This is a genomic window from Azotobacter salinestris (genome assembly GCF_009363155.1).
In the GTDB taxonomy this organism is placed as follows: Bacteria; Pseudomonadota; Gammaproteobacteria; order Pseudomonadales; family Pseudomonadaceae; genus Azotobacter; species Azotobacter salinestris.
In genome coordinates this window covers 2,205,435-2,225,105 of record NZ_CP045302.1, presented here as the reverse complement: position 1 = coordinate 2,225,105, position 19,671 = coordinate 2,205,435, and the positions used below count along the sequence as shown (strand labels likewise).

General features: G+C 62.9%; 17 protein-coding genes and 1 pseudogene. 3 read left to right on the top strand and 15 right to left on the bottom strand.

The genetic code is table 11. From position 1 onward, the window contains the following. Positions 1-18: 18 nt before the first annotated feature. The 14 genes from gspM to GCU53_RS25455 all read right to left on the bottom strand — a co-directional run bounded on the left by gspM (position 19) and on the right by GCU53_RS25455 (position 11,201). Positions 19-489, bottom strand: coding sequence for a type II secretion system protein GspM (gene gspM, locus GCU53_RS10370; protein ID WP_152387543.1), 471 nt, complete (start codon positions 487-489; stop codon positions 19-21). Beyond that, complete coding sequence (gene gspL / locus GCU53_RS10365) at positions 490-1,647, bottom strand: type II secretion system protein GspL (RefSeq protein ID WP_167520059.1); 1,158 nt, start codon at positions 1,645-1,647, stop codon at positions 490-492. Next, the gene (gene gspK / locus GCU53_RS10360) at positions 1,640-2,689 is read right to left on the bottom strand and encodes a type II secretion system minor pseudopilin GspK (protein WP_167520058.1); all 1,050 of its coding nucleotides are present in this window, start codon (positions 2,687-2,689) and stop codon (positions 1,640-1,642) included. The genes gspL and gspK overlap by 8 nt, the downstream gene beginning before the upstream one ends. Beyond that, entirely contained in the window at positions 2,686-3,312 is a 627-nt protein-coding gene (gene gspJ / locus GCU53_RS10355; protein WP_152387540.1) for a type II secretion system minor pseudopilin GspJ, read from the bottom strand. The genes gspK and gspJ overlap by 4 nt, the downstream gene beginning before the upstream one ends. Next, complete coding sequence (gene gspI / locus GCU53_RS10350; protein WP_167520057.1) at positions 3,309-3,677, bottom strand: type II secretion system minor pseudopilin GspI; 369 nt, start codon at positions 3,675-3,677, stop codon at positions 3,309-3,311. Before gspI ends, gspJ begins: the two co-directional genes overlap by 4 nt. After that, a complete protein-coding gene (gene gspH / locus GCU53_RS10345) occupies positions 3,674-4,186 on the bottom strand; it encodes a type II secretion system minor pseudopilin GspH (RefSeq protein ID WP_167520056.1) in 513 nt (170 codons plus the stop codon). The genes gspI and gspH overlap by 4 nt, the downstream gene beginning before the upstream one ends. Further along, entirely contained in the window at positions 4,164-4,583 is a 420-nt protein-coding gene (gspG, locus tag GCU53_RS10340) for a type II secretion system major pseudopilin GspG (RefSeq protein ID WP_167520109.1), read from the bottom strand. The genes gspH and gspG overlap by 23 nt, the downstream gene beginning before the upstream one ends. A 25-nt stretch (positions 4,584-4,608) precedes the next feature. Next, complete coding sequence (gspF, locus tag GCU53_RS10335; RefSeq protein ID WP_152387537.1) at positions 4,609-5,826, bottom strand: type II secretion system inner membrane protein GspF; 1,218 nt, start codon at positions 5,824-5,826, stop codon at positions 4,609-4,611. A gap of 5 nt (positions 5,827-5,831) precedes the next feature. Further along, a complete protein-coding gene (gene gspE / locus GCU53_RS10330) occupies positions 5,832-7,346 on the bottom strand; it encodes a type II secretion system ATPase GspE (RefSeq protein WP_152387536.1) in 1,515 nt (504 codons plus the stop codon). A gap of 6 nt (positions 7,347-7,352) precedes the next feature. Continuing rightward, entirely contained in the window at positions 7,353-8,366 is a 1,014-nt protein-coding gene (locus tag GCU53_RS10325; protein ID WP_152389853.1) for a type II secretion system protein D, read from the bottom strand. Positions 8,367-8,395: 29 nt separating this feature from the next. Next, positions 8,396-9,241 carry a secretin N-terminal domain-containing protein gene (locus GCU53_RS10320; protein ID WP_167520055.1) on the bottom strand — a complete coding sequence of 282 codons (846 nt, stop codon included), beginning with the start codon at positions 9,239-9,241 and terminating at the stop codon, positions 8,396-8,398. A gap of 331 nt (positions 9,242-9,572) precedes the next feature. Next, the gene (locus tag GCU53_RS10315; protein WP_152387534.1) at positions 9,573-10,283 is read right to left on the bottom strand and encodes an outer membrane protein assembly factor BamD; all 711 of its coding nucleotides are present in this window, start codon (positions 10,281-10,283) and stop codon (positions 9,573-9,575) included. A 35-nt stretch (positions 10,284-10,318) separates the two neighbouring features. After that, a complete protein-coding gene (locus tag GCU53_RS10310; protein ID WP_167520054.1) occupies positions 10,319-10,888 on the bottom strand; it encodes a type II secretion system protein N in 570 nt (189 codons plus the stop codon). A 169-nt stretch (positions 10,889-11,057) separates the two neighbouring features. Further along, positions 11,058-11,201, bottom strand: coding sequence for a hypothetical protein (locus GCU53_RS25455; RefSeq protein ID WP_167520053.1), 144 nt, complete (start codon positions 11,199-11,201; stop codon positions 11,058-11,060). A 1,013-nt stretch (positions 11,202-12,214) separates the two neighbouring features. On the opposite strand from GCU53_RS25455, the gene GCU53_RS10305 reads away from it, so the two are divergent. The 3 genes and pseudogenes from GCU53_RS10305 to GCU53_RS10295 form a co-directional block, all read left to right on the top strand. Beyond that, positions 12,215-14,833 carry an alpha-L-rhamnosidase-related protein gene (locus GCU53_RS10305; RefSeq protein WP_152387532.1) on the top strand — a complete coding sequence of 873 codons (2,619 nt, stop codon included), beginning with the start codon at positions 12,215-12,217 and terminating at the stop codon, positions 14,831-14,833. A gap of 278 nt (positions 14,834-15,111) precedes the next feature. Continuing rightward, positions 15,112-16,530, top strand: a complete 1,419-nt coding sequence (locus GCU53_RS10300) for an IS4 family transposase (protein ID WP_152387531.1) — start codon at positions 15,112-15,114, stop codon at positions 16,528-16,530. 39 nt (positions 16,531-16,569) lie between these two features. Beyond that, positions 16,570-16,700, top strand: a pseudogene (locus GCU53_RS10295) (IS6 family transposase); the annotation flags it as partial. A gap of 507 nt (positions 16,701-17,207) precedes the next feature. On the opposite strand, the gene GCU53_RS10290 reads toward GCU53_RS10295, so the two are convergent. After that, positions 17,208-19,574 (bottom strand): glucan 1,4-alpha-glucosidase, encoded by a 2,367-nt coding sequence (locus tag GCU53_RS10290; protein ID WP_244307107.1) that lies wholly within the window; start codon positions 19,572-19,574, stop codon positions 17,208-17,210. Positions 19,575-19,671 lie beyond the last annotated feature (97 nt).

Sequence of the window (19,671 nt, the reverse complement as noted above, 5' to 3'; positions counted from 1 at the left end):
GGGCAGGCGGTCGGGGCGCTACTTCGAAAACGTCAGCTGCGCGCCCACCCGGCCGGGCGCGGCGGCGCTGCGCAGGTCGGCCCTGAGCAGGCGGATGCCGTCCCGGCTCGACTGCTCCAGCAGTTGCAGCAGCCGGTTGAAGTCGGCGCTGTCGAGGGCGAGCGTGACTTCGCCCGCGCTGCCGGAGGTGACCTGTGCCACCTTGAGCTGCAGGCGCGAGGCCTGATCCGCCAGTAGTTGTTCGAGGGGCTTGTCGCTCGGCGCCGACAGCGTGCCGGACGGCTGCAGACGTTTCGCCTCTTCGCTCGCGGCACTCATCCAGGCGACCAGGGCCTGCTTGCGCTCCACCTGCTCCCGCAGGCGTGCCTGCTCCGCCGCCATGGGGCGCCAGGCGAGCAGGTAGAGTAGGGTGGCGAGAGCCAGCAGCACGCCTCCCGCGAGAAGCAGTCTTTCCCGGTCGCTCAGCTCCTGTATCCAGGCTTTGATCATCTAGTCGACTCCTTCTACGGCCATCTGGGCGGTGGTGTCCTGCTGGCGCTTCTGCACCTGGCCGAGCCGGGCCCGCAGCCCGTTCTGCTCCAGCGCGGCGGCGAAGCGTTCGAAGGCGGACTGCTCGGCCGCCTGCAGTTCCAGCTCCAGGCGCCGCTCGTCTTCCGCGTAGCGCATGCCGGTCACCCTGACGGCGCCATGCTGGCGGAAGGCCGGGGCGCTCCTCTCCAGCAGGCGCAGAAAGCGCGAGCCCTGCCGGCGTTGACGCAGTTCGTCGAGCTTCTGTTCCAGTTGGGCCCGCGGGTCGACGATTCTCCGCACTTCCGGAAAGGCCTCGCGGAACAGCTCGACGACCTGCTTGTCGAGCGCTTCCTTCTGGCGGGCCAGGCGATGGTTTTCGAGGCCCAGGGCGGCGAAGCCCAGGATCAGCGTCAGCAGGCCCAGCGCCGCGGGAATCCTCAGGCTGCGCAGCCGTGTTTCGGGTGCATCCTGCAGCCGGTACTCGCCCTGCAGCAGGTCGATGGCCTGCTCGGGCGACAGGCGCGCGGCCAGCGCCGCCAGTGGCGGGGCGTCCGGCGCGGCGGGCAGCCTTTCCAGGACGCCGTGCCGCTCCAGGAGCGGTCGCCAGCTCGCCAGTTCCTCGCTGGCGAACGCCAGGCCGGCCAGGCCGGCGCCGTTGATCAGCAGGCGTTCGCCCAGGGGCGTCGCCATCAGCCGCTCCGGGTCGCCGCGCAGGCTCTGGGCATCGGCGAACAGCGCCCTGGCCGGGATCGACGCCGCGCGCAAGCGGTCGCGCCAGGACGCGATCAGCGTGCGCGCGACGATCGCCACCGGGTAGCGGTGGTCCGCGCGCGGGCTGCCCACCGCGAAATGCAGCAGGGCCGGGTCGTCGCAGAGTTGTTCTTCGAGCTGGTAGGGTATCGTCCGCCGGGCGGCGCGGCTGGCGTTGGGCAGCCGGACTTCGCTCACCAGCACCTGCTCCTGGGGCAGCAGTGCATAACAAGAGTGGGTACGGGCCAGTTGCGCCAGCTGGGGAAGCTCGTCGGCATGGGCGAGCCGTCCGGCGTCGACGCAGCGGGCCTCGTCCGGGTTCCAGACCAGCCACTCGACGGGCGCCTCGGGCCGCGGCCCGAGACTCACCAGCAGAAACTCATTCATCGAGCGCTCCATAATGGCGTTGGTACACGGCGGAGGTGCCGTTGCGCATCTGGATGCGCGATAGCAGCACCAGATTCGCGTCGTGGTAGTCGACCTCGATCCGGGCCAGAAAGAATTCGGAGGAGACCTTGAGCTGCGTCTTGACGGCCGCGTCGACGTCGCTGGAGAGCGTGTCGTCGCCGCTCTGGGTCAGCAGCGCCCAGAACTCGTCGACATTGCCGAAGCCTTCCGCGGGTCGTTCGCTCAACCATTGCGTCAGCAGACGGTGGGGGACCTGTCCCTCGAACAGGGCCGAGAGGAGCGGCGCCTGCTCCGGGCCGAGGCTATTCACGTTGACCTGCAGCTTGGTGTCGGGCAGGGCGCACAGATAAGGGCGAAGCCTGTGCAGAAAACTCTGTTCGTCGTTCCGAGCCTTGGCGGCCAGTTGCCGGAAGCCGCCGATGAGATAAAGCTCCGTCGGATCCGCCAAGGGGCCGTTCGCCGGCAGATAGGCCGGCTCCAGGCCGGTGTAGAACAGGTCTTCGGCACCCTTGACTCCGGTCGGCAGGGTGTCGTTGTCAAGCCAGTCGCGCAGCGGCTCGACCAGTTGCGCCGTCTGGGACTCGTCGGCCCCCAGCTCTTCCAGCAGGCGGGCGAACTGGCGCAAGAGCAGCGGCTCCTTGGTCTGGGAGGCGTCCTGAGGCGTGTTCAAGGTGCTCAGGGCATTGAGATTGAAGCAGGCGTTCTGGTCCTGGATGCGGATCCTGATGACGCCGCCGTCGATGGGATAGCTGAGCCGCGGGTCGGCCCAGGCCTGCTGCGGGTGGGTGCGCTTGTCGGTCTTGAGGGCCGATTCCAGCAGTTTGCGCGCGACTTTCTCGCCACCCAGGGCGAACCAGTAGGCCTGCTGATATTGCTCGCGGTTGGCCGCCTGCCGGATGTTGAGCTGGACCAGCGATCCCAGGTGGGTTGCGATGAGGGAGATCAGGGCCACCACCAGCAATACGACCATCAGCGCCATGCCACGGCCATGCTGCCTGGCCGCCAGTGCCGAGCCCTTCATGGGACGCTCGGCAGCAGCACGATCTGCGCCACCGCTCCATAACGGTCGGTTTCGATGGTCAACTCCAGCGCCTGGGGGAGCATTGCGGCCGAACCCTGGCCGGCTGCGCCATGCAGCGGCGGCCATTGGTCGACCCAGGTATGGTTGTAGAAGAAGCGCAGGTCGACGTCCGCCACCGCTTCCAGCAGCGTGGCGCTGTGCCATTTCGTTCCCACCGGGGTGTCGATCAGGGGCGAGCTTTCGCGAATCAGACGCCCGTCGCGCAGGCGATAGCGCACGCGCTCGAGGCCGGACCCCGGCGACGAGCGGGACAGGATGCGCCGGCCGGTCTTGTAGAAATCCAGGAGCACCCCTTGCGGATCGCCGTCGGCAGGAGCCACCAGCACCTGGGCCCGAACGTCGCCCCGCTCGTTCCGTCCCTGGCGGACGACCAACTGTTCCAGATCCCGGCGCAGCAGCTGCTGGGCCAGTTGCAGGCGCTGCAGCGACTCGATGCTTTCGCCCACCACCTGCTGGCTGCGCAGACCGCTGTTGAGCGTCAGCGCCGCGGCGAGCCCGAGCAGTGCCAGCAGGGCCATCGCCACCAGCACTTCGAGCAGGGTGAAGCCGCCGCTGCCCTTCACGGCGTCGCTCCCATGAAGGCTTGCAGTTCGCTCAGCAGCCGGCCGTCATCGCCCGTCGTCCGGGTCGTCACCCGACGGATATCGGGATTGTCGGTTCCCTCCACCTGTTCGGTGAGGGTGAACCTGTAGCCCGCCAGCTCGACCTTCCGGGTGCGCTTGCCGGTGGCCGGCCAGGCCGGCTGCAGATGCAGATTCGCCAGGTGGTTCTGGGCCGCCAACTGGGCGAAATAGCGGAGCTCGAGCTGCCCGGCATGGCGTCCGTGCTCGCCGACGATCTTGAGCAGGGCGCCGGCGGCCAGGGCGAAGATGGAGAGCGCCACCAGCACCTCCAGCAGCGTGAGGCCACGCTGTCGCGACGGATTCACGGCCGCTCCGCCTGCACCAGTCGCAGATCGCCGGCGAAGCTGGCGCGGATCACCTGCGGCCATTGTGCGTCGGGATGGCCGAGGGTCAATTCGAACTCGCTGAGCTGGCCGTCGCTGGCGATGAAGATCTGCGGCTCGCGCGCCTTCCCGCTCGTATCGACCGTTTGTCCCGCCATGCGCAGCCGCAGCGTAGTCCCGTCGTTCAGCGCCAGGGCCGCCAGCCGCGAATCGGTGTCCACGGGCAGCCAGCGCGCCTTCTCGCGTCGATAGAAGCGATAGCCGGCGTCGCCCAGCCACAGGCCATGGTCGCGATTGCGGTAGATGGCCTGTTCCGCCGCCAGCCCGATCTGCGCCTTCAGGCGGCGCGCATCGCTTTCCAGGCGCTGCTGGGACGATTCCGGCAGCGCCAGGGAGACGGTGACCGTCAGCATGCCCAGAATCACCATCACCAGCATCACCTCCAGCAGGGTGAAGCCGCGGACAGGGCTAGTTGCCGATATCTGCCGCAAGCCCTTCTCCCCCCGTCTCGCCATCCGCGCCCAGCGAGTAGACGTCGAACGCCTTCTTGGTGCCCGGCTGCAGGTACTGGTAGGGATTGCCCCATGGGTCGCTGGGCAGGCGCTTGATGTAGCCGTTGCTGTTGTAGCGCTTGGGCTGCGGACCGTTTTCCGGTTTCGTCACCAGCGCCTCCAGCCCCTGGTCGGTGGTGGGGTACTGGAAGTTGTCCAACTTGTACATGTCCAGCGCCTGCTCCAGCAGGGCGACGTCGGCCCTGGCCTTTTCGACCATCGCCTTGTCCTGGTTCTGCAGGACATTCGGCGCCACCAGCGCCACCAGAAGGCCGAGGATCACCAGCACCACCATGATTTCCAGCAGGGTGAAGCCCCGTTGCCGGCGCGTTCGGATCGTTGCTTTCAAGAGCGTGTCTCCTTCAAAACGAGGTCAGGTTGTTGAGTTCCAGGATCGGCATGAGAATGGCCAGGACGATGCACAGGACGATGCCGCCCATGACCAGAATCAGCGCGGGTTCGAACAGCCCAAGCAGCCAGGCGACACGGCTTTCGAACTCCGCCTCCTGGTTCTCGGCCGCCTTGTCCAGCATCTTCTCCAGCTCGCCGCTGCGCTCGCCGTTGGCGATCATGTACACCAGCAGCGGCGGGAAGGGGCCGGACTGTTCGAGGGCGCGGGACAGCGAGCAGCCTTCCCGCACCAGGTCGCTAGTGTTGGCCACCGCCTGTTTCAGATAGAGGTTGGTCATCGGCCCGGCGGAGACTTTCAGGCTGTGCAGCAGGTCGATGCCGCTGCCGACCAGGATCGCCAGGGTCCGGGCGAACTGCAGCGACTGCTGGCCCAGGACGAAGGTGCTGACCAGCGGCAGGCGCAGCTGCGCCTTGTGCCAGCGGGTACGTCGCCCGACATCGTGCAGCCACCAGCGCGCCAGTAGCGCGAGGCCCGCCAGCGCCGCGAGCATGTGCAGGCCATATTGCTGCAGGACATCGCTGATCAGGATCAGGTAGCGAGTCAGCAGCGGCAGCGTCTGTTCGGCATGGGTGAACTGTTCCACCACCTTGGGCACCACGTAGGTCAGCAGCAAGACGATGACCCCCACCGCCACCAGCGTCAGAAACACCGGATAGATCAGCGCCACCTGCACCTTGCTGCGGATCTTCTGCAGCCGCTCGCCATACTCCGCCAGACGCAGGAGCACGCCGCTCAGGTGCCCGGACTCCTCGCCGGCGGTGATCATCGCCCGGTACAGTTCGCTGAAGCTGCGTGGGTATTCCGACAGCGCCGAGGCGAGGCTGTGACCCTCCAGAATCCGCGCCCGCACGGACAGCACGGTGGCTTTCAGCAAGGCGTTGTTGGTCTGCCGGGTTATGGCATGCAGCGCCTCTTCCAGCGGCAGGCCGGAGTCGATCAGGGTCGCCAGTTGCCGGGTCAGCAGCGCCACGTCGCGGGCCGGCAGCGGCCGCGCCAGGCGGAACTTGCCGGCCCTGGCGGCGCGGGCCGGGCTGGCGGCCTCCACGGCGGTGGGCAGCAGGCCCCGTTCGCGTAGCAGCGCGCGGGCGTGGCGCAGCGAATCGGCCTCGATCAGGCCGCTCCTGGTCTTGCCGTCGGTGGTCAGTGCGCGGTAGCTGAAGGCGGCCATGGCGTTCAATCGCTGCGAATGATGCGCAGCACTTCGTCGACGCTCGTCATGCCGCAGGTAACGAGAAGGCGCGCCTCGTCCATCAGGGAATTCATCTTGCTACTCAAGTATTGCTGCATCTCCATCTCTCCGGCCCGCTGGTTGATCAGTGTCGCCAGTCCGGCGTCCACCACGGCCAGCTCATAGATGCCGACCCGGCCGCGATAGCCGGTCTGATTGCAGTGACTGCAGCCCCGGCTCCGATAGCTGGCTGCTCCCTCGAGTTCGGGTCTGTTGAGCAGCTGCGCTTCTTCCTGCGTTATCTGCACAGGCTCACGGCAGTGTTGGCAGAGTCGCCGAACCAGCCGCTGGGCCAGCACGCCTTTCAGACTGGAGGCGACCAGGAAGGAGTCGATGCCGATATCGCGCAGGCGGGTGATCGCGCCGACAGCACTGTTGGTATGCAGGGTCGACAATACCAGGTGGCCGGTTAGGCTCGCCTGGATCGCCACCTCGGCGGTTTCCGCGTCGCGGATCTCGCCGATCATCAGCACGTCCGGGTCCTGACGCAGCATCGCCCGCAGCCCCTTGGCGAAGGTCATGCCGGCGCGGGTATTCACCTGCGTCTGTCCCACGCCCTCGATGGCGTATTCGACGGGATCTTCCACCGTGAGGATGTTGCGCGAGCTGGTGTTGAGCATGCCGAGGCCGGCATAGAGCGTGGTGGTCTTGCCCGAGCCGGTGGGGCCGGTGACCAGGATGACGCCGTTGGGCTGCAGCAGCAGGCGCTCGAAGGCCTGGTGGGTGTTCTCGGGCATGCCGAGGTCGCTGAGGCTGAGGCGCGCCGTCTGCTTGTCCAGCAGGCGCATCACCACCCGTTCGCCGTAGCTGGAGGGCAGGGTCGAAACCCGTACGTCGAGGGCGCGGCCGCCGATGCGCAACGCCGTGCGACCGTCCTGCGGCACGCGCTTCTCGGCGATGTCGAGCTTGGCCATGACCTTGATGCGCGAGGTCAGCAGGGTGGCCAGCTTGTAGTTGGGGGACAGTATTTCGCGCAGCACGCCGTCGATGCGGAAGCGCACCGACAGACGCTTTTCGTAGGGTTCGATATGGATATCGGAGGCGCCTTCCTTGATCGCCTCGGTCAGCATCGCATTGATCAGGCGAATGATCGGCGCATCGCCTTCGGCGGCGAGCAGGTCTTCGTTCTCCGGCAGTTCATCAATCAGTTCGAACAGATCGTCGTCGTCGCCGATCTTCTCGATCAGTTGCATGTCGGCCTGACCGCTCTGCTGGTAGAGCCTTCCCAGGCGCTGTTCCAGTTGCTCGACCGTGACCTGCAGCAGCGTCAGTTCCGTATCGAGGAAACGCCTGGCCTCGAGGATCGCCTCGAGAGGCGTCTGCTCGATGTGGTAACACCTCAGGCGGCCCTCCTCGGGCTCGACGACCAACCGATAGCGGTCGGCGAAGCCGAACGGCAGCCGCTGGGGCAGGGTTTTGGCATCCGCCTGCTCTGCGGCGGGAATCGGTGAATCGGCCATGTCCGTTTATTTCTCGGGCGGCAACACGTTGATCGAGGCGGGGCCAAGACCTGTCCATTCGGGCAGGACTGCCGGCTTCTCTTCCGGAAACAGCTCCACGGCGCTGTCCTTGTCTCTCAATTGCCGGTCCCGAATGAAACCGTATTTGGCCTTGCTGACCGAGGTCAGCATTTGCTGATCGCGAATGATGGTGGGGCGTATGAAGACCATCAGATTGCGACGGACGATCCGACTGCCGTCCGAGCGGAACAGGCGACCCACCACCGGCAAGCTGCCCAGCACGGGTACCTTCGATCCCGCCTCGCTGATGTCGTCGTCGATCAATCCGCCCAGGACGATGGTCGCGCCGTGATCGACCAGGACGGCGGTCTTGATTTGACGCTTGTTGAAGCTGACGCCGTCATCGCCAATCTGCTGGCCCAGCGAGGAGACTTCCTGTTCGATCTGCAGTTGCACGGCACCGCCCTCGTTGATCTGCGGGGTGATGAGCAGCTTGACGCCGACGTCCTTGCGCTCGATCGTCCGAAATTGGTTGTTTGCGTCGTTGTCGTTGCTGAGCGTCGAGCCCGTGGACACGGGTATTTCCTGGCCCACCAGTATGGAGGCCGCCTGGTTGTCCAGGGTCAGCAGGCTGGGGGTGGAGAGAATGTTCGATTTCGCATCGTCCTGCAGCGCCTTCAAGAGCACGGCGAAGTTCAGGCCCGAGTCGCTGAAGCGCCCCACGCCGGCAGTCAGGCCGCCGACGTTTCTCAGTGCGCCTGGCACTGATATTGGCGTGTCGCCAGTCGTGGTGGCGTCCAATATCCCGTTGAGGCCATTGCCGAGATTGGTGAAATTGGTGCCGGCCAGTGCCCGTCCGCTGCCGTTGCGATCCGCGAGCAGCCACTGGACGCCCAGTTCCTTGGCCCGATCTTCCGCCATTTCCACGATGATCGCTTCCACCAGGACCTGCGCGCGGCGGATATCGAGTTGTTCGATCAATTGCCCGAGGTCGCGAATGATCCTCGGGCTGCCCGACATGACGATGCTGTTGGTCGCCTCGTGGGCCTTTATATGGATGGCGTTCTGATTGGTCCCGGCGGATTCCGGGGGGCCTTGCCCTCCTCTTCGCTGATGGTGCCGCTGATCTTTTCCAGCACCGCCGCCAGGTCCTCGGCCTTGGCGTACTTGAGGTAGTGAACCCGGGTGTTGTTGTCGGTCTGGACCTCGCTGTCGAGTTCCTTAATGACCTGGCGGAGATACTCGCGATTCGATTCGTCGGCCCGGATCAACAGGCTGTTGGTCCGGGCGTCCGCCTTGACGATGGGCATCAGGCGCGCGCCTTCGCTGCCCTTGGTCTGCTCGCGGATCAATGCCGTCAGGGTTTCGCTCACTTCCGGCGCGGAGGCATTCTGTAGCCAGATGATCTCGGTATCGTCGCTATCGGCCTTGTCCACCCGTTCGATGACCTCCAATAGCCGCCGGACATTGGCCTCGCGGTCGGTGATCAGAATGACGTTGGAGGCGGGGTAGGGCGTGATGATACCGCTCTGGTTATCCACCAGCGGACGCAGGATGGGCACCAGGGCGGCTACGTCGACGTTTTGCACTTGAACTACACGGGTGACGATTCTTTCACTGGTATGCGTCGGGGAATTGTTGCCACCCTGAACTTCGATCCCTTCCAGTTTCGCGCCTTGCTGGGGAATCACCTTCAGTATGTCTTTTCCCACATTGATGACGGAGTATCCGTTGACGCCGAGCTGCACCAGAAAGATTTCGTAGAGTTCCTCTTTTGTCACCGATTTCGGAGTGCTGATGCTGACCTTTCCCTTGACGCGCGGGTCCATGACGATGGTTTTGCCCGTGAGCTTTCCGATGCTGGCGATGAACTCCGAAATATCGGTGTCGCGCATGTCGAGGCTGTAGTCGTCGGCCCCGGCCGGGCATGCCAGCAGCCACGAAGTGAACAGTAATGACGCAGCAAGCGTCTTGATAGACCGTTTTCCCGGTCTGCCTGCATGCGTCGGCTGGCGTAGGCCGGAGAGGGACTCTGCCCCGCTTTCACACCCCATCGACTGGGTAACCACTGCATCTGCGTATCGAGAGGACACTGAGGCAGATAAGTCAAAAGTAAAGGGGTATTTATAATGCACGGCTGTATCCGTTTATTCGGCAAACTATGAAATTTCACGTTAAACGGATCCATCCGTAATATTTCCCAGGAAAGCGAGGCGGAGTCCAAGGCTAGGGTGGCACACTGCCTTTGCGTATCGCCCTGGTACTGTCGGCCAGCTCGTTCAGGCCGAGTTGTCGATAGGCGCCAACCATCATCTCCAGCGCGCCGCCGACGGCGGCGCTGTCGGGATAGCGCTCGATGATGTAGCGACAGCGGTTCACCACCGCCACGGGCTGATTGCGCTGCCAATGGAGCCTGGCGGCCTGTAGCTCGTTGTCCGCCAGACGTTCCTCGACCTTGGCCAGCGTTTCCTTGGCGCGCCCGGCGTACTGGCTGTCGGGGTAGCCTTGTCTCAGGCGCCCGAGATCCTCCGCCGCCTGACGAACCTGCGCGGCCGAGGGGGCGGGCCTGAGGGCCAGCAGCGCATGGGCGCGCAGATAGAGCGCATAGTCCATACGCTCCGTACCGGTATGCGCCTCGATCAGTTGCGTTGCCAGTTGTGCCGCCTCCTTCGGCCGGTCGAGTTGCAGCTGGCTGTAGGCCAGGGCCAGCGTCGCCTCGATACGCCGCTCGCCCTGCGGCTCGGCGCGTAGCAGTTCGGCCAGCCGGGCCGCCGCTGCCTCGTACCGGCGGGACTGGATGAGTTCCATGCTCTCCTCGTAGAGCGCCCCCTCGGGCGGGGCGGAACGCAGGTTTTTTCCGAAGGGGGTGCAGCCAGTCGCCAGCCCTGCCAGCAAGGCGAGCGCAACGAGGCGGCTAGCTGATCGGCGGAGGGTCATCCGGGTCCGTACCTCTTCAAAAGACAGCTCATGGATCAATTTCGATATCCCGGGTCCGTTCGCCCCGGCGCACGGCGACTCGAATCCGCTTCGCCGCCCGCGCCGGCTCCGCCAGGCCGTGGCGATCGGCTCGTCTGGAGCGGCGCCGTGGCGGCGATGGAGACCTTTGTGTCATTCAGGGCGGGCTTTTCCAGCTCGACGTATTGCTGCTGACCGGACACCTCGAACACCACCCGGTCCGCCAGGATTTCGGTCAGCCTGGCGTCGCCGTTGCCTGACAGTTTGTCGCCGACGGCATAGGCTCGCTGCCGGCCGGCTTCTGCGAGGATGGCCACGGAAGTGCTCCCCTGGGGGGCCTTGACGACGCCCAGCAGCTTGACGCTCAGACGGCTTTTCACCTGCGTCGCAAGCGCCTTCTGGGCCGGCTCCTCTGCAAGCGAGCCGAACAGTTCCGCCTGCTGGATGGCCTCGAGATCGAGCGTCGGCGTATCGCCCGGTGTTGCCTCGCGTCGCTCGAGTGGCGCCGCGGAGGCCGATGACTCGGGCCAGAAGAGCGTTTTGGCGATCTGCACCGCCTGGATCGAGGCAACTGTCAGCAGAATCATGCTGAGCGCTCTGGGTAGCGTTGCGGCGGCTATCCGGTGCCCAATCAGATCATTCAACATGCGTAAAGCCATCTCGAAACGGTGCGGATCGGAATGTCGGTCGGAGGGGCGACCCGCTGGCGGGCCGCCCCCGTTAAAGCGAACCGCTCGGTGACGAGCAGGCTCACTCTCACTCCTGGGCCTGGGTGTCCGGAACCCAGGCGGCCAGGTAGCCCTTCACGTCCACGCTCTGGGTGCCCTTGACCTGAACGGTGAGGCGGCCGTCCTTGTCGGTCTTGAGCCGCTCCGCGTGGTAGGTAGGTCGCGCTGTCATTCGGCTGATAGATCGCGAACGCCTGGAAGATGACATGTTCGTCGAGTTTCTCGTGGGAGACGAAGAGGGCAGCAGGGCGTGGGCAGTGCACCTGACGAGCCGTGAATGTGCCGCAAGCAGCGACACCCATGGGCACTGGAGCGTTGTCGGGGAAGCATAGGATACCTTAATTCGGAGGCAGCGCTGTCTTTGCGGGGGCTGAATTCGCCGCACAACACATCTGTCACCGTGATTTTGTTGTTTTTGTCTCTTGTCATCCGGGGGCGTCGTTGGCGCTCCGAAACGAACAGATAGCTAAATAGCTAAGAAGAATCAAGCCCGATGACCGTAGGCGACTGCCGACTTTATCTGGGTAACGTTATCTTATTCATTGAGCTTTGTGCAAGGAAATCTAGACGAGGCAATCGCATGATGGGGTGGGTGCAGCCATTCACGCCCTCTCCCCCGGCCCCTCTCCCATTGATGGGAGAGGGGAGAAAGGGGGTCATGCGATTGCCCGGGAAATCTAGATGAATCGTTTTACTTGAGCGAATTTATGGAATAAGCCACTTGTCAAACAAAACTTCAGGCACTAAGGTTGCGCTATCTCAATGGCCTTGACTTGGGCGCGGGCTTACTTTCCTGCCCGCGTTGGGTAGCCCTGACGGCAGTCGACAAAAACAACAAAATGGCAGTAGCAGACTCTGCTTTGCGGTGTTACGGATCGCAAAGAAAGCGCTGTCTCAGAGCTAAGAGGTATCCCTAATGCTTCCAGCTGTCCATGCGCGCACGATCGTGGGCGATGTTCCTCCTTCCCCTAGATGCCCTTGGCCTTTTCCTGGCAGCCACTCTGCACCGGGAAGACAGCGGACATTGCCTGCTGCGGTTATCTGCAGCTACGAGTCAAATCCCTCCGCCACTGACTTCCGACCCTGGGGCCCTTGCTCCTGAGGTCGTACACCTCAAGGAAAAAGCGCGATACGCAAGGAAACGCGCCTCTTGCTTACCAATAATCCCAACAATAGGAAGCTCGTATGTTTCGTCGCAAATATCTTGGCACCACTGCTATGACCGCTGTAGCGCTATCCTTGGCGTCGCTCTACGGGGGCGCTTATGCTGACAATCCCCAGGCAGCCCAGACCGGGGAGGACGGGGTAGATAACTCGGTGATCTTCCCAGCCTATCCACTCGAGCCGAACGCTCGCGATGAAACGGTCACCGTGTCGGTAACCAATCAGGAAGCGGCGCAGCGCACCTATACGATCAGCACGACGATGGACCTTCGTGACGATGCCGAGAAGCAGCGGATTTTCACCGAAGATGCCGCGCACCCCTTGCTGCGGAGCGGCAATTTGATGTTCGATGGCCTGTTCGCCATGGCCATGGACGACTTGAAGATGCTGAGTGTCAGCGAGATCCGTGACGGCAGCTACAACGCTGGCGAGCCCATTGCCTGCAACTGTTTCCAGACAGGAGAAAAATGGACCTACGTCTGGACCCGTGACTTGTCCTATGCGGCCCGGCTCGGCTTGGCCGAGCTTAATCCTGCGCAAGTTATCAATTCGCTGCGCTTCAAGACCAGCGACTTCCGTGAAGGGGCTCAGTCGCCTGCGAGCCTTCCCGAGGGCACCCTTCAGATTGTCCAGGATACCGGCTCCGGCGGCAGTTGGCCGGTGAGCACGGACCGTGTGACCTGGGCTCTGGCGGCCGAAAGCGTTCTCAACAGCCTGTCCGGTGAGGCCTACGACAAGTTCTCGGATTATGCCTACGCCGCCTTGCGCGGCACCATTGAAGCTGATCGCCAGGCGGCATTCGATCAGGCGCTCGGCCTGTATAACGGTGAGCAATCCTATCTTGACTGGCGCACGCAGACCTACGCGACCTGGATCGTCGATAACCTGAGTCACATGTCCGAGTCCAAGGCTCTGTCGACCAACGTCGTTCATTACCAGGCGCTGCGACTGACCGCGCGACTGGCCCGTGAACATGGTGATGCGCCGCTGGCGCAGCGCTATGGTGATTGGGCCGATGCGCTGAAGGACAAAATCAATAAACATTTCTGGCTGGAAGAGGCTGGTTTATACGCGAGTCTGACGAGCGCGGCCGAGGATCAGGCACCCGTCGAAAAATTCGACATGCTCGGCTCGGCTCTGGCCATCCTGAGCGGGATCGCTCCGTCAAGCCGTGCATCGGAGGTTCTGGCCAACTATCCGCATGGCGAGCTGGGCGTTCCGGTGTATTACCCGCAGCAGCCGGGTATAGAGGTCTATCACAACCGTGCGCTATGGCCCTTTGTCACTGCATATGAGCTGCAGGCGGCTGCCAAGGTCCGTAATGCGGCGGTCGCAGATAACGCGATCCAATCCCTCGTGCGGGGAGCGGCATTGAATCTCTCCAACATGGAAAACCTGGAGTGGCTGACCGGAAAGCCTTTTTATGATGATGGCCCGGTGATCAACTCCAAGCGTCAGCTGTGGTCTGTCGCGGGTTATCTGAATATGGTCATCGGGACGATATTTGGATATCAAGTCCACAAGTCTGGAATTACGGTCGAACCATTCCTTACGGCCAAAGCACGGCAGTTGTTCGGTAATTCACCCCAGGCACGGCTTTCCGGACTCCACTACAAGGGCCGCTCTCTCGACGTGGTGCTGAATTTGCCGGAGGCGATGTCCGGGACAGGCTACTACATGGTTGAGACGGTACGCTTGAACGGAGCGCCGGTTACCGGCGTCATCGAAGAAAGTCAGCTGAACGATGCTGCGAACGTCATCGAAGTCGACTTCGGTGATTTGCATGCCGGTGATACGCGTATCACCATGGCGCCAGAGGTCGATCCAGGCGATCATCGGGATCCGCGTGTCTTTGCTCCTGTCGAACCGCAGGTCACCTCCATTGTGCAAAAAGATGGCAAGTACACTGTCCACTTTACGGATAATGGAAATACCGGAATTTCGAGCGACTCGGTGTACTATCGTATTTTCCGGGATGGCAAGCTCGTTGACGATCGATTGACGCAGATGAGCTGGACTGACCGCAGCAAGGCTCCCGCCGGATCCCGTGTCTGCTATGCAGTGCAGGCAGTCTTCAGCAGCAGTGGCCATCGTTCGCATCATTCGGCGCCGTTCTGCTCCGATGAGGCAGCGGTCCAGGTCATTCCTGTGACCGATGCTCGCGTGCTTAGTAATGTTGCGGTAACGCCGCCCTCTGACGGTATTACCGAGCCGACGTTGCGCGACTGGGGTGCTCCCACCGATACGCTGGAAATCCAGGACATCTCTATCAGGGAGTCTGGTCGCTACGCCATCGAGCTGGTCTATAACAACCATCAATATGCCATTAATACCGGGGTCACCAACGCGGTGAAACAAATTGACGTGCTGAGAGGCCGCAACAAGGTGGTAGCTACCGGTATCGTGCAAATGCCGCATGTCGATCCGCGTAATGGTGAGCAACCGCTGAGGACGTCTACGGAGATGGCGGTCGATCTGGAACCCGGGACCTATCGTCTCGTGTTCAGCGATTATTTCAATATGAGTTATCTGAAGTCGAATGCCCTCTATTCCGGTAGCGGCGGAATAGGCGGTCCTGTCAATCGGGCCAGCATTGCCAAGGTGCGGATTGTGAAACTCGGGCCTTCGGACATCCGCTAAGCATGCATGCCTGATCGGTGACGCCGAACGTTCAGGTTAAGAGGCAGCCAAAAGCACGGCTTTTGGCTGCCGGCACTGTCACGTTGTTGGCAGGTTGACGGAGATGCGGCGACAATCCCAGCTATAAAACGAGCCACTCTGCAGCACGACGCCCTTGTCACCGATGCCATTTCCTATGCTTTCAATTACCCATATCTGCGACCGGTCCATATGAGCTTGTGACAAGAGGTCGCCCCATGATTCATTGGAGGCACCGAAACGCATAGCCGAGGTGTCCCATGGACCGCTCTGTTTTGGCTGACGCCTCCTGGATTGAACAGGAACTCGCCGGCTCGACGTTCCGGGACGAACGCCTTGGCCGGCGGCTGCGCAAGCTGCTGCTGCAAATGGCGAATGCCGTGGGAGAACCCATCCCGCTGGCCTGCCAGGACTGGGCGAATACCAAGGCGGCCTACCGCTTCCTTTCCAACACGGCAGTAGACGAGGCGCGGATTCTGGCCGGGCATTTCCAGTCGACGCGTATTCGCGCTGCTGCCGTCGACGGTCCCCTGCTGGTCCTTCAGGATACGACCGAGTTTTCGTACAAGCGGGCGCACCCCGAGCAGATCGGCACGCTTACCACCATCCCCGGCCGGAAAACCGATGGCCGCAGGCCCATGCATACGCTCTGTGGCCTGCTGATGCATTCCAGCCTGGTCGTCACGCCGGAGGGGCTCCCCCTGGGACTGGCCGCAATCCGCTTCTGGACACGCTCGAAGTTCAGGGGAGTGACGGCTCTCAAGCGCCGGATCAATCCGACCCGCGTGCCGATCGAGCACAAGGAGAGCGTCCGCTGGCTGGAAAACCTGCGCGATGCTACCGCGCTGCTCGGCGATCCGGCACGGCTGGTCCATGTCGGGGACCGGGAAAACGATATCTATGAGTTCTTCTGTGCGGCACGCTCTGCCGGTACCCATTTCCTTGTCAGGACCTGTGTCGACCGCCTGGCCGGCAGCGGCAAACAGACGATTGCCGACCAGATGAGCGAGGTTGCCGTCCAGGGACTTCATGACGTCCTGGTCGAAGAGGGCAGGAAAACCACCCGAGCCATCGTCGAGCTTCGTTATCGTCGTATCCACGTGCTACCGCCGATCGGCAAGCAGAAACGTTATTCGGCCATCGACCTGACCGTGATCCAGGCGCGGGAGCGTGGGGAGCCGAGCGGCAGGCCGGCCATCGACTGGCAACTCATCACCGACTTGCCGGTCACCTCGCCGCAGGAGGCGATCGAGAAGCTTGACTGGTATGCCCTGCGCTGGAAGATCGAGTCGTTCCACAAGATCCTGAAATCCGGCTGCCGTGCGGAGGAAGCCAGGCTCAGGACGGCCGAGCGTCTGGTCAATCTCATAGCCTTGTTCTGCATCATTGCCTGGCGTCTGTTCTGGATGACCATGCTCAACCGCACCGAGCCCGAGGCCTCTCCCCGCATTGCCTTGACCCGGGACGAAATTGGCCTGCTTGACCGGATGATCGACGCCACCGGCCAACCTCCTCCATCGAGGACACTTTCCGACTACCTGATTCACATTGCGAGGCTTGGCGGCTATCTCGCCCGTGCCTCGGATCCGCCACCCGGCAATGTCGTTCTCTGGCGAGGCTGGTGCCGTCTCATGGACATCAAGCTGGGAGCACTACTCGTCGCTTCCCGCTATGGGTAATTGAAAGTTTCCTATGCCGGTTACCGCTTCCCACCCGAGATGATATGCGGTGTGGCTGTACTACCGTTTCCCTCTTGAGCCTGCGCATGGTCGAAGAGTTGCTGGCTGCGTGTGGCATCGAGCTGACCTACGAGACAGTACGGCGCTGGTCGGTGGGGTTTGAACCGCCCGTTATCGGACTTCAGGGGAATACTTCGTTGCTGACTTCATGGCTCCATCCTCTCAAAGGTTGGAGCCTCCGAGATTCCCGGAGCGGTTCATTCGCGACCCGACCGCCTTACGTCAGGTCATCCTGGCCTGCTCCGCTCGATTTGGTCCCGTTCGCTACGAGAACACGAGAGTAGCGGCTCGCCGCTGCGACCTTGCACTGGATCGCTGCCGTGAGCCTGAATTGACCGCTGGCGCCCATCAGGGGCAGCTCCACCTGGATGGGAAGGGCAGGCTTGAACAAAGAGGCTCAGGCCCATCGGGCTTCCCCCTGGCTGCCATGGATTATTGCCGCCGACGGAAGGCAGTCTGCAAGGAGATCGCTGGTTCCTCACGCGGTCTGCTCGAGCACCGTTCTGCCCCGGTCACGCCGATATGCCATGAGGTTGAGTTACCGAGCGCGGCCACAAGCGCCTGAAAGCACCGGGCAAGCGGTGCGGCGCTTGCCCGGTGCGATGTACACCCTCAGGTCATTGCGCGAGTTTTTCCGGGACGATGGGGTAGTGATCCCACACTGCCTGGTCGGTCATCGAGCGAACCAGCTTGACGTATTCGGCATGGGTCCAGGCCAGGGGGGTGGCGGAGTTCGTGCCTTCTCCCTTCTCGAAGCCATGGGTGCTGTTGTCACCCACGCCGTCCCAGACCTGTTCCGGCAGCATCATGCCTTCATTGGCGAACAGCTCCATGCTCTTGACGTAGGTGTTTTTGAGCTGCATCAGTTGCTCGTCGCTCAACGCGCTGACCCCTTCCGGCAACCGGGCCTTGGCGAGTGCCAGCTCGTAATGGCCCCGCTCGCCGGTAAAGAACGGCCAGACCCGGCCCCGGTCCGAGCCCGGCTCGGAGGTCATCCAATTGCCGCCGGTGTTTAGATTTTCGCCGTAGCCATCGTTGCCGTAGCGACGCCAGCCGGGGAATTCGCCTACGACTCCGGGGTAGGTGAAGGTGTATTTAAGCTTCAGGTGCTCGGGCAGCACCTGGCTGTCGAGCTCTCCCAGCGAATCGACGATGTGGGGATCGGTGGCGGGCCGAACGCCGTAACGCACCAGCTCCAGAAAACCGGCGTCGAGAATCTGGCTTTCCGGCAGTCCGGCATAGCCGTTGCTGTAACTCAGGGTGCCGCCGTCGTTGGGGTCGTCGTTCTGGGTAATGCGCAGGTAATAGCGTCCGTCGCCCAGCTCGCCGCTGCGGGTGAACATGCTCGCTTCCACTTTGTCGGAGTAATCCTTTGCGGTGTTCAGGAAAGTCTGCGCCGCATTGGTATCACCCGCATGCTCGGCGATGTCGGAGGCCGCTGTCAGGCCGGCGATGAGTGCTGCCGTGGTCGAGGGCGAGTAGCCCCATTGCTCTTCCCAGCGCTCCTGCTGGGTCAGCGGTGGGGTGATGTTCCAATCGTTCCAGCCGAGTTTGATCTGGCCGCCCTTGACCAGGAATTCCGCCGCCGGCTTGAGCATGTTCTGGTACCAGTCGGTGATCTGGTTGTCGTCCAGTATCCCGGCCTGCCAGAGTTTCCAGCCCAGCATGATGGGCATGGCGGTCTGGTCGAGCTGGACCGACATCCATTCGAGCTCGCCATCGACATGGGTCTTTTGCAGGAACCAGCCGGTAGCGCCCTCGTTGCCGGGGGTGTCTTCTCTGACCTGAACCTTCTTCAGGTATTCGAAGGCAACCTTCGGCGTCTGGCGGTCGCCGAGCGCCAGCAGCGCCATCGCGCACTGATAGAAGTCACGTGGCCAGACGGCCTTGTAGCCGGTACTGCTCTGCTCGGCGGAAGTCGTATCGCCCCAGGGGTTGGACAGGGAGGCGATCAGCGCCCCGGCGTTGCTCTTGTCCTCCTGGGCCTTGAGCACCATGGCGCTGACGTTGAGCAGCTTGCCGTTGTCCGTGCTCTGCGCATACATGGCCGGCAGGGCGGACAGGGATTGCAGATAATCCTGCCAGCCGATCGCCTTGCCCTCGCCATTGTAGTGGGCCAGCACCTTGGCGTAGCCGCGGGCAAGCGTCTTGTCCGCGGCCTTGTCGGCCTCCGTGCGGCTCTTCCCGAACCCGACGACCAAGTCGATTGTGGTTTCGGTGCCCTTCAAGGGAAGGCGCGCCAGCAGGGCGACGTTGCCCTGCTGTGACCCAGTGCTGGTGTGCTGGTTGTCGAGCTTGCCATCCTTCTTCAGGTCGGTCAGGCCGTCGGAGGTTCCGGCAAAGCCGACGGTGGCGTTCTCCAGGGGCTGGCTGGCCTTGACCACCAGCGTCGTCTCGTCTTGCTGGGCGTACAGCGCCTGCCGGTCGACGAAGGCGGTGTCGCCGCTGCCGGTGTTGCCGATCGCCGGATCGACGTGCACATAGGCCTGGATGGCCGGATCGGTGCTGCGGAAGATGACCCGCATCATCAGGGAGTTCGTGTTCGGATCGGTGAACACGTGTTTCTCGATCTCGTACAGGCCTTCCTTGTCGCGATTGATGATCTTGTAGGCGAGCGAATTGGGGCGGCCCTCGCCGTCGACCGACAGGTAGTGAATTTCGCTGTCGGTGTCCTGCGCTTCCAGATCCACGAAGTCCGGCCCCTGGATAACCAGTTGCAACTCCCTGAGCTGAGCTTCATGAATCAAGCCGAACATGGTCTCGGTGATGATCCCCTGGGCCAGGGAGAACCAGACTTTCGACACGGGGCCGGTGGCCGCCGAAGGGGCATATTGGCCATCTTCGTTGTACTGCTCGTAGGAGGTGCCGATACCGGTTTTTCCCGAATAGGACCAGAACGGTGCGTTTCCCGGCGCGCCCGGGGCCACGCTCTCCACCACGCCGGTACCGGGGGCGGCACCCAGCGCGGTTTGACAGAGGCCCACGGCGCTTACCATGACGCTCAGCAGTGTTTTGCGGAACCTTGTTGGCTGCATGTCATTTCCTTTTTTTGAGGGGGGATAACAACGTTGGAAAATCGCC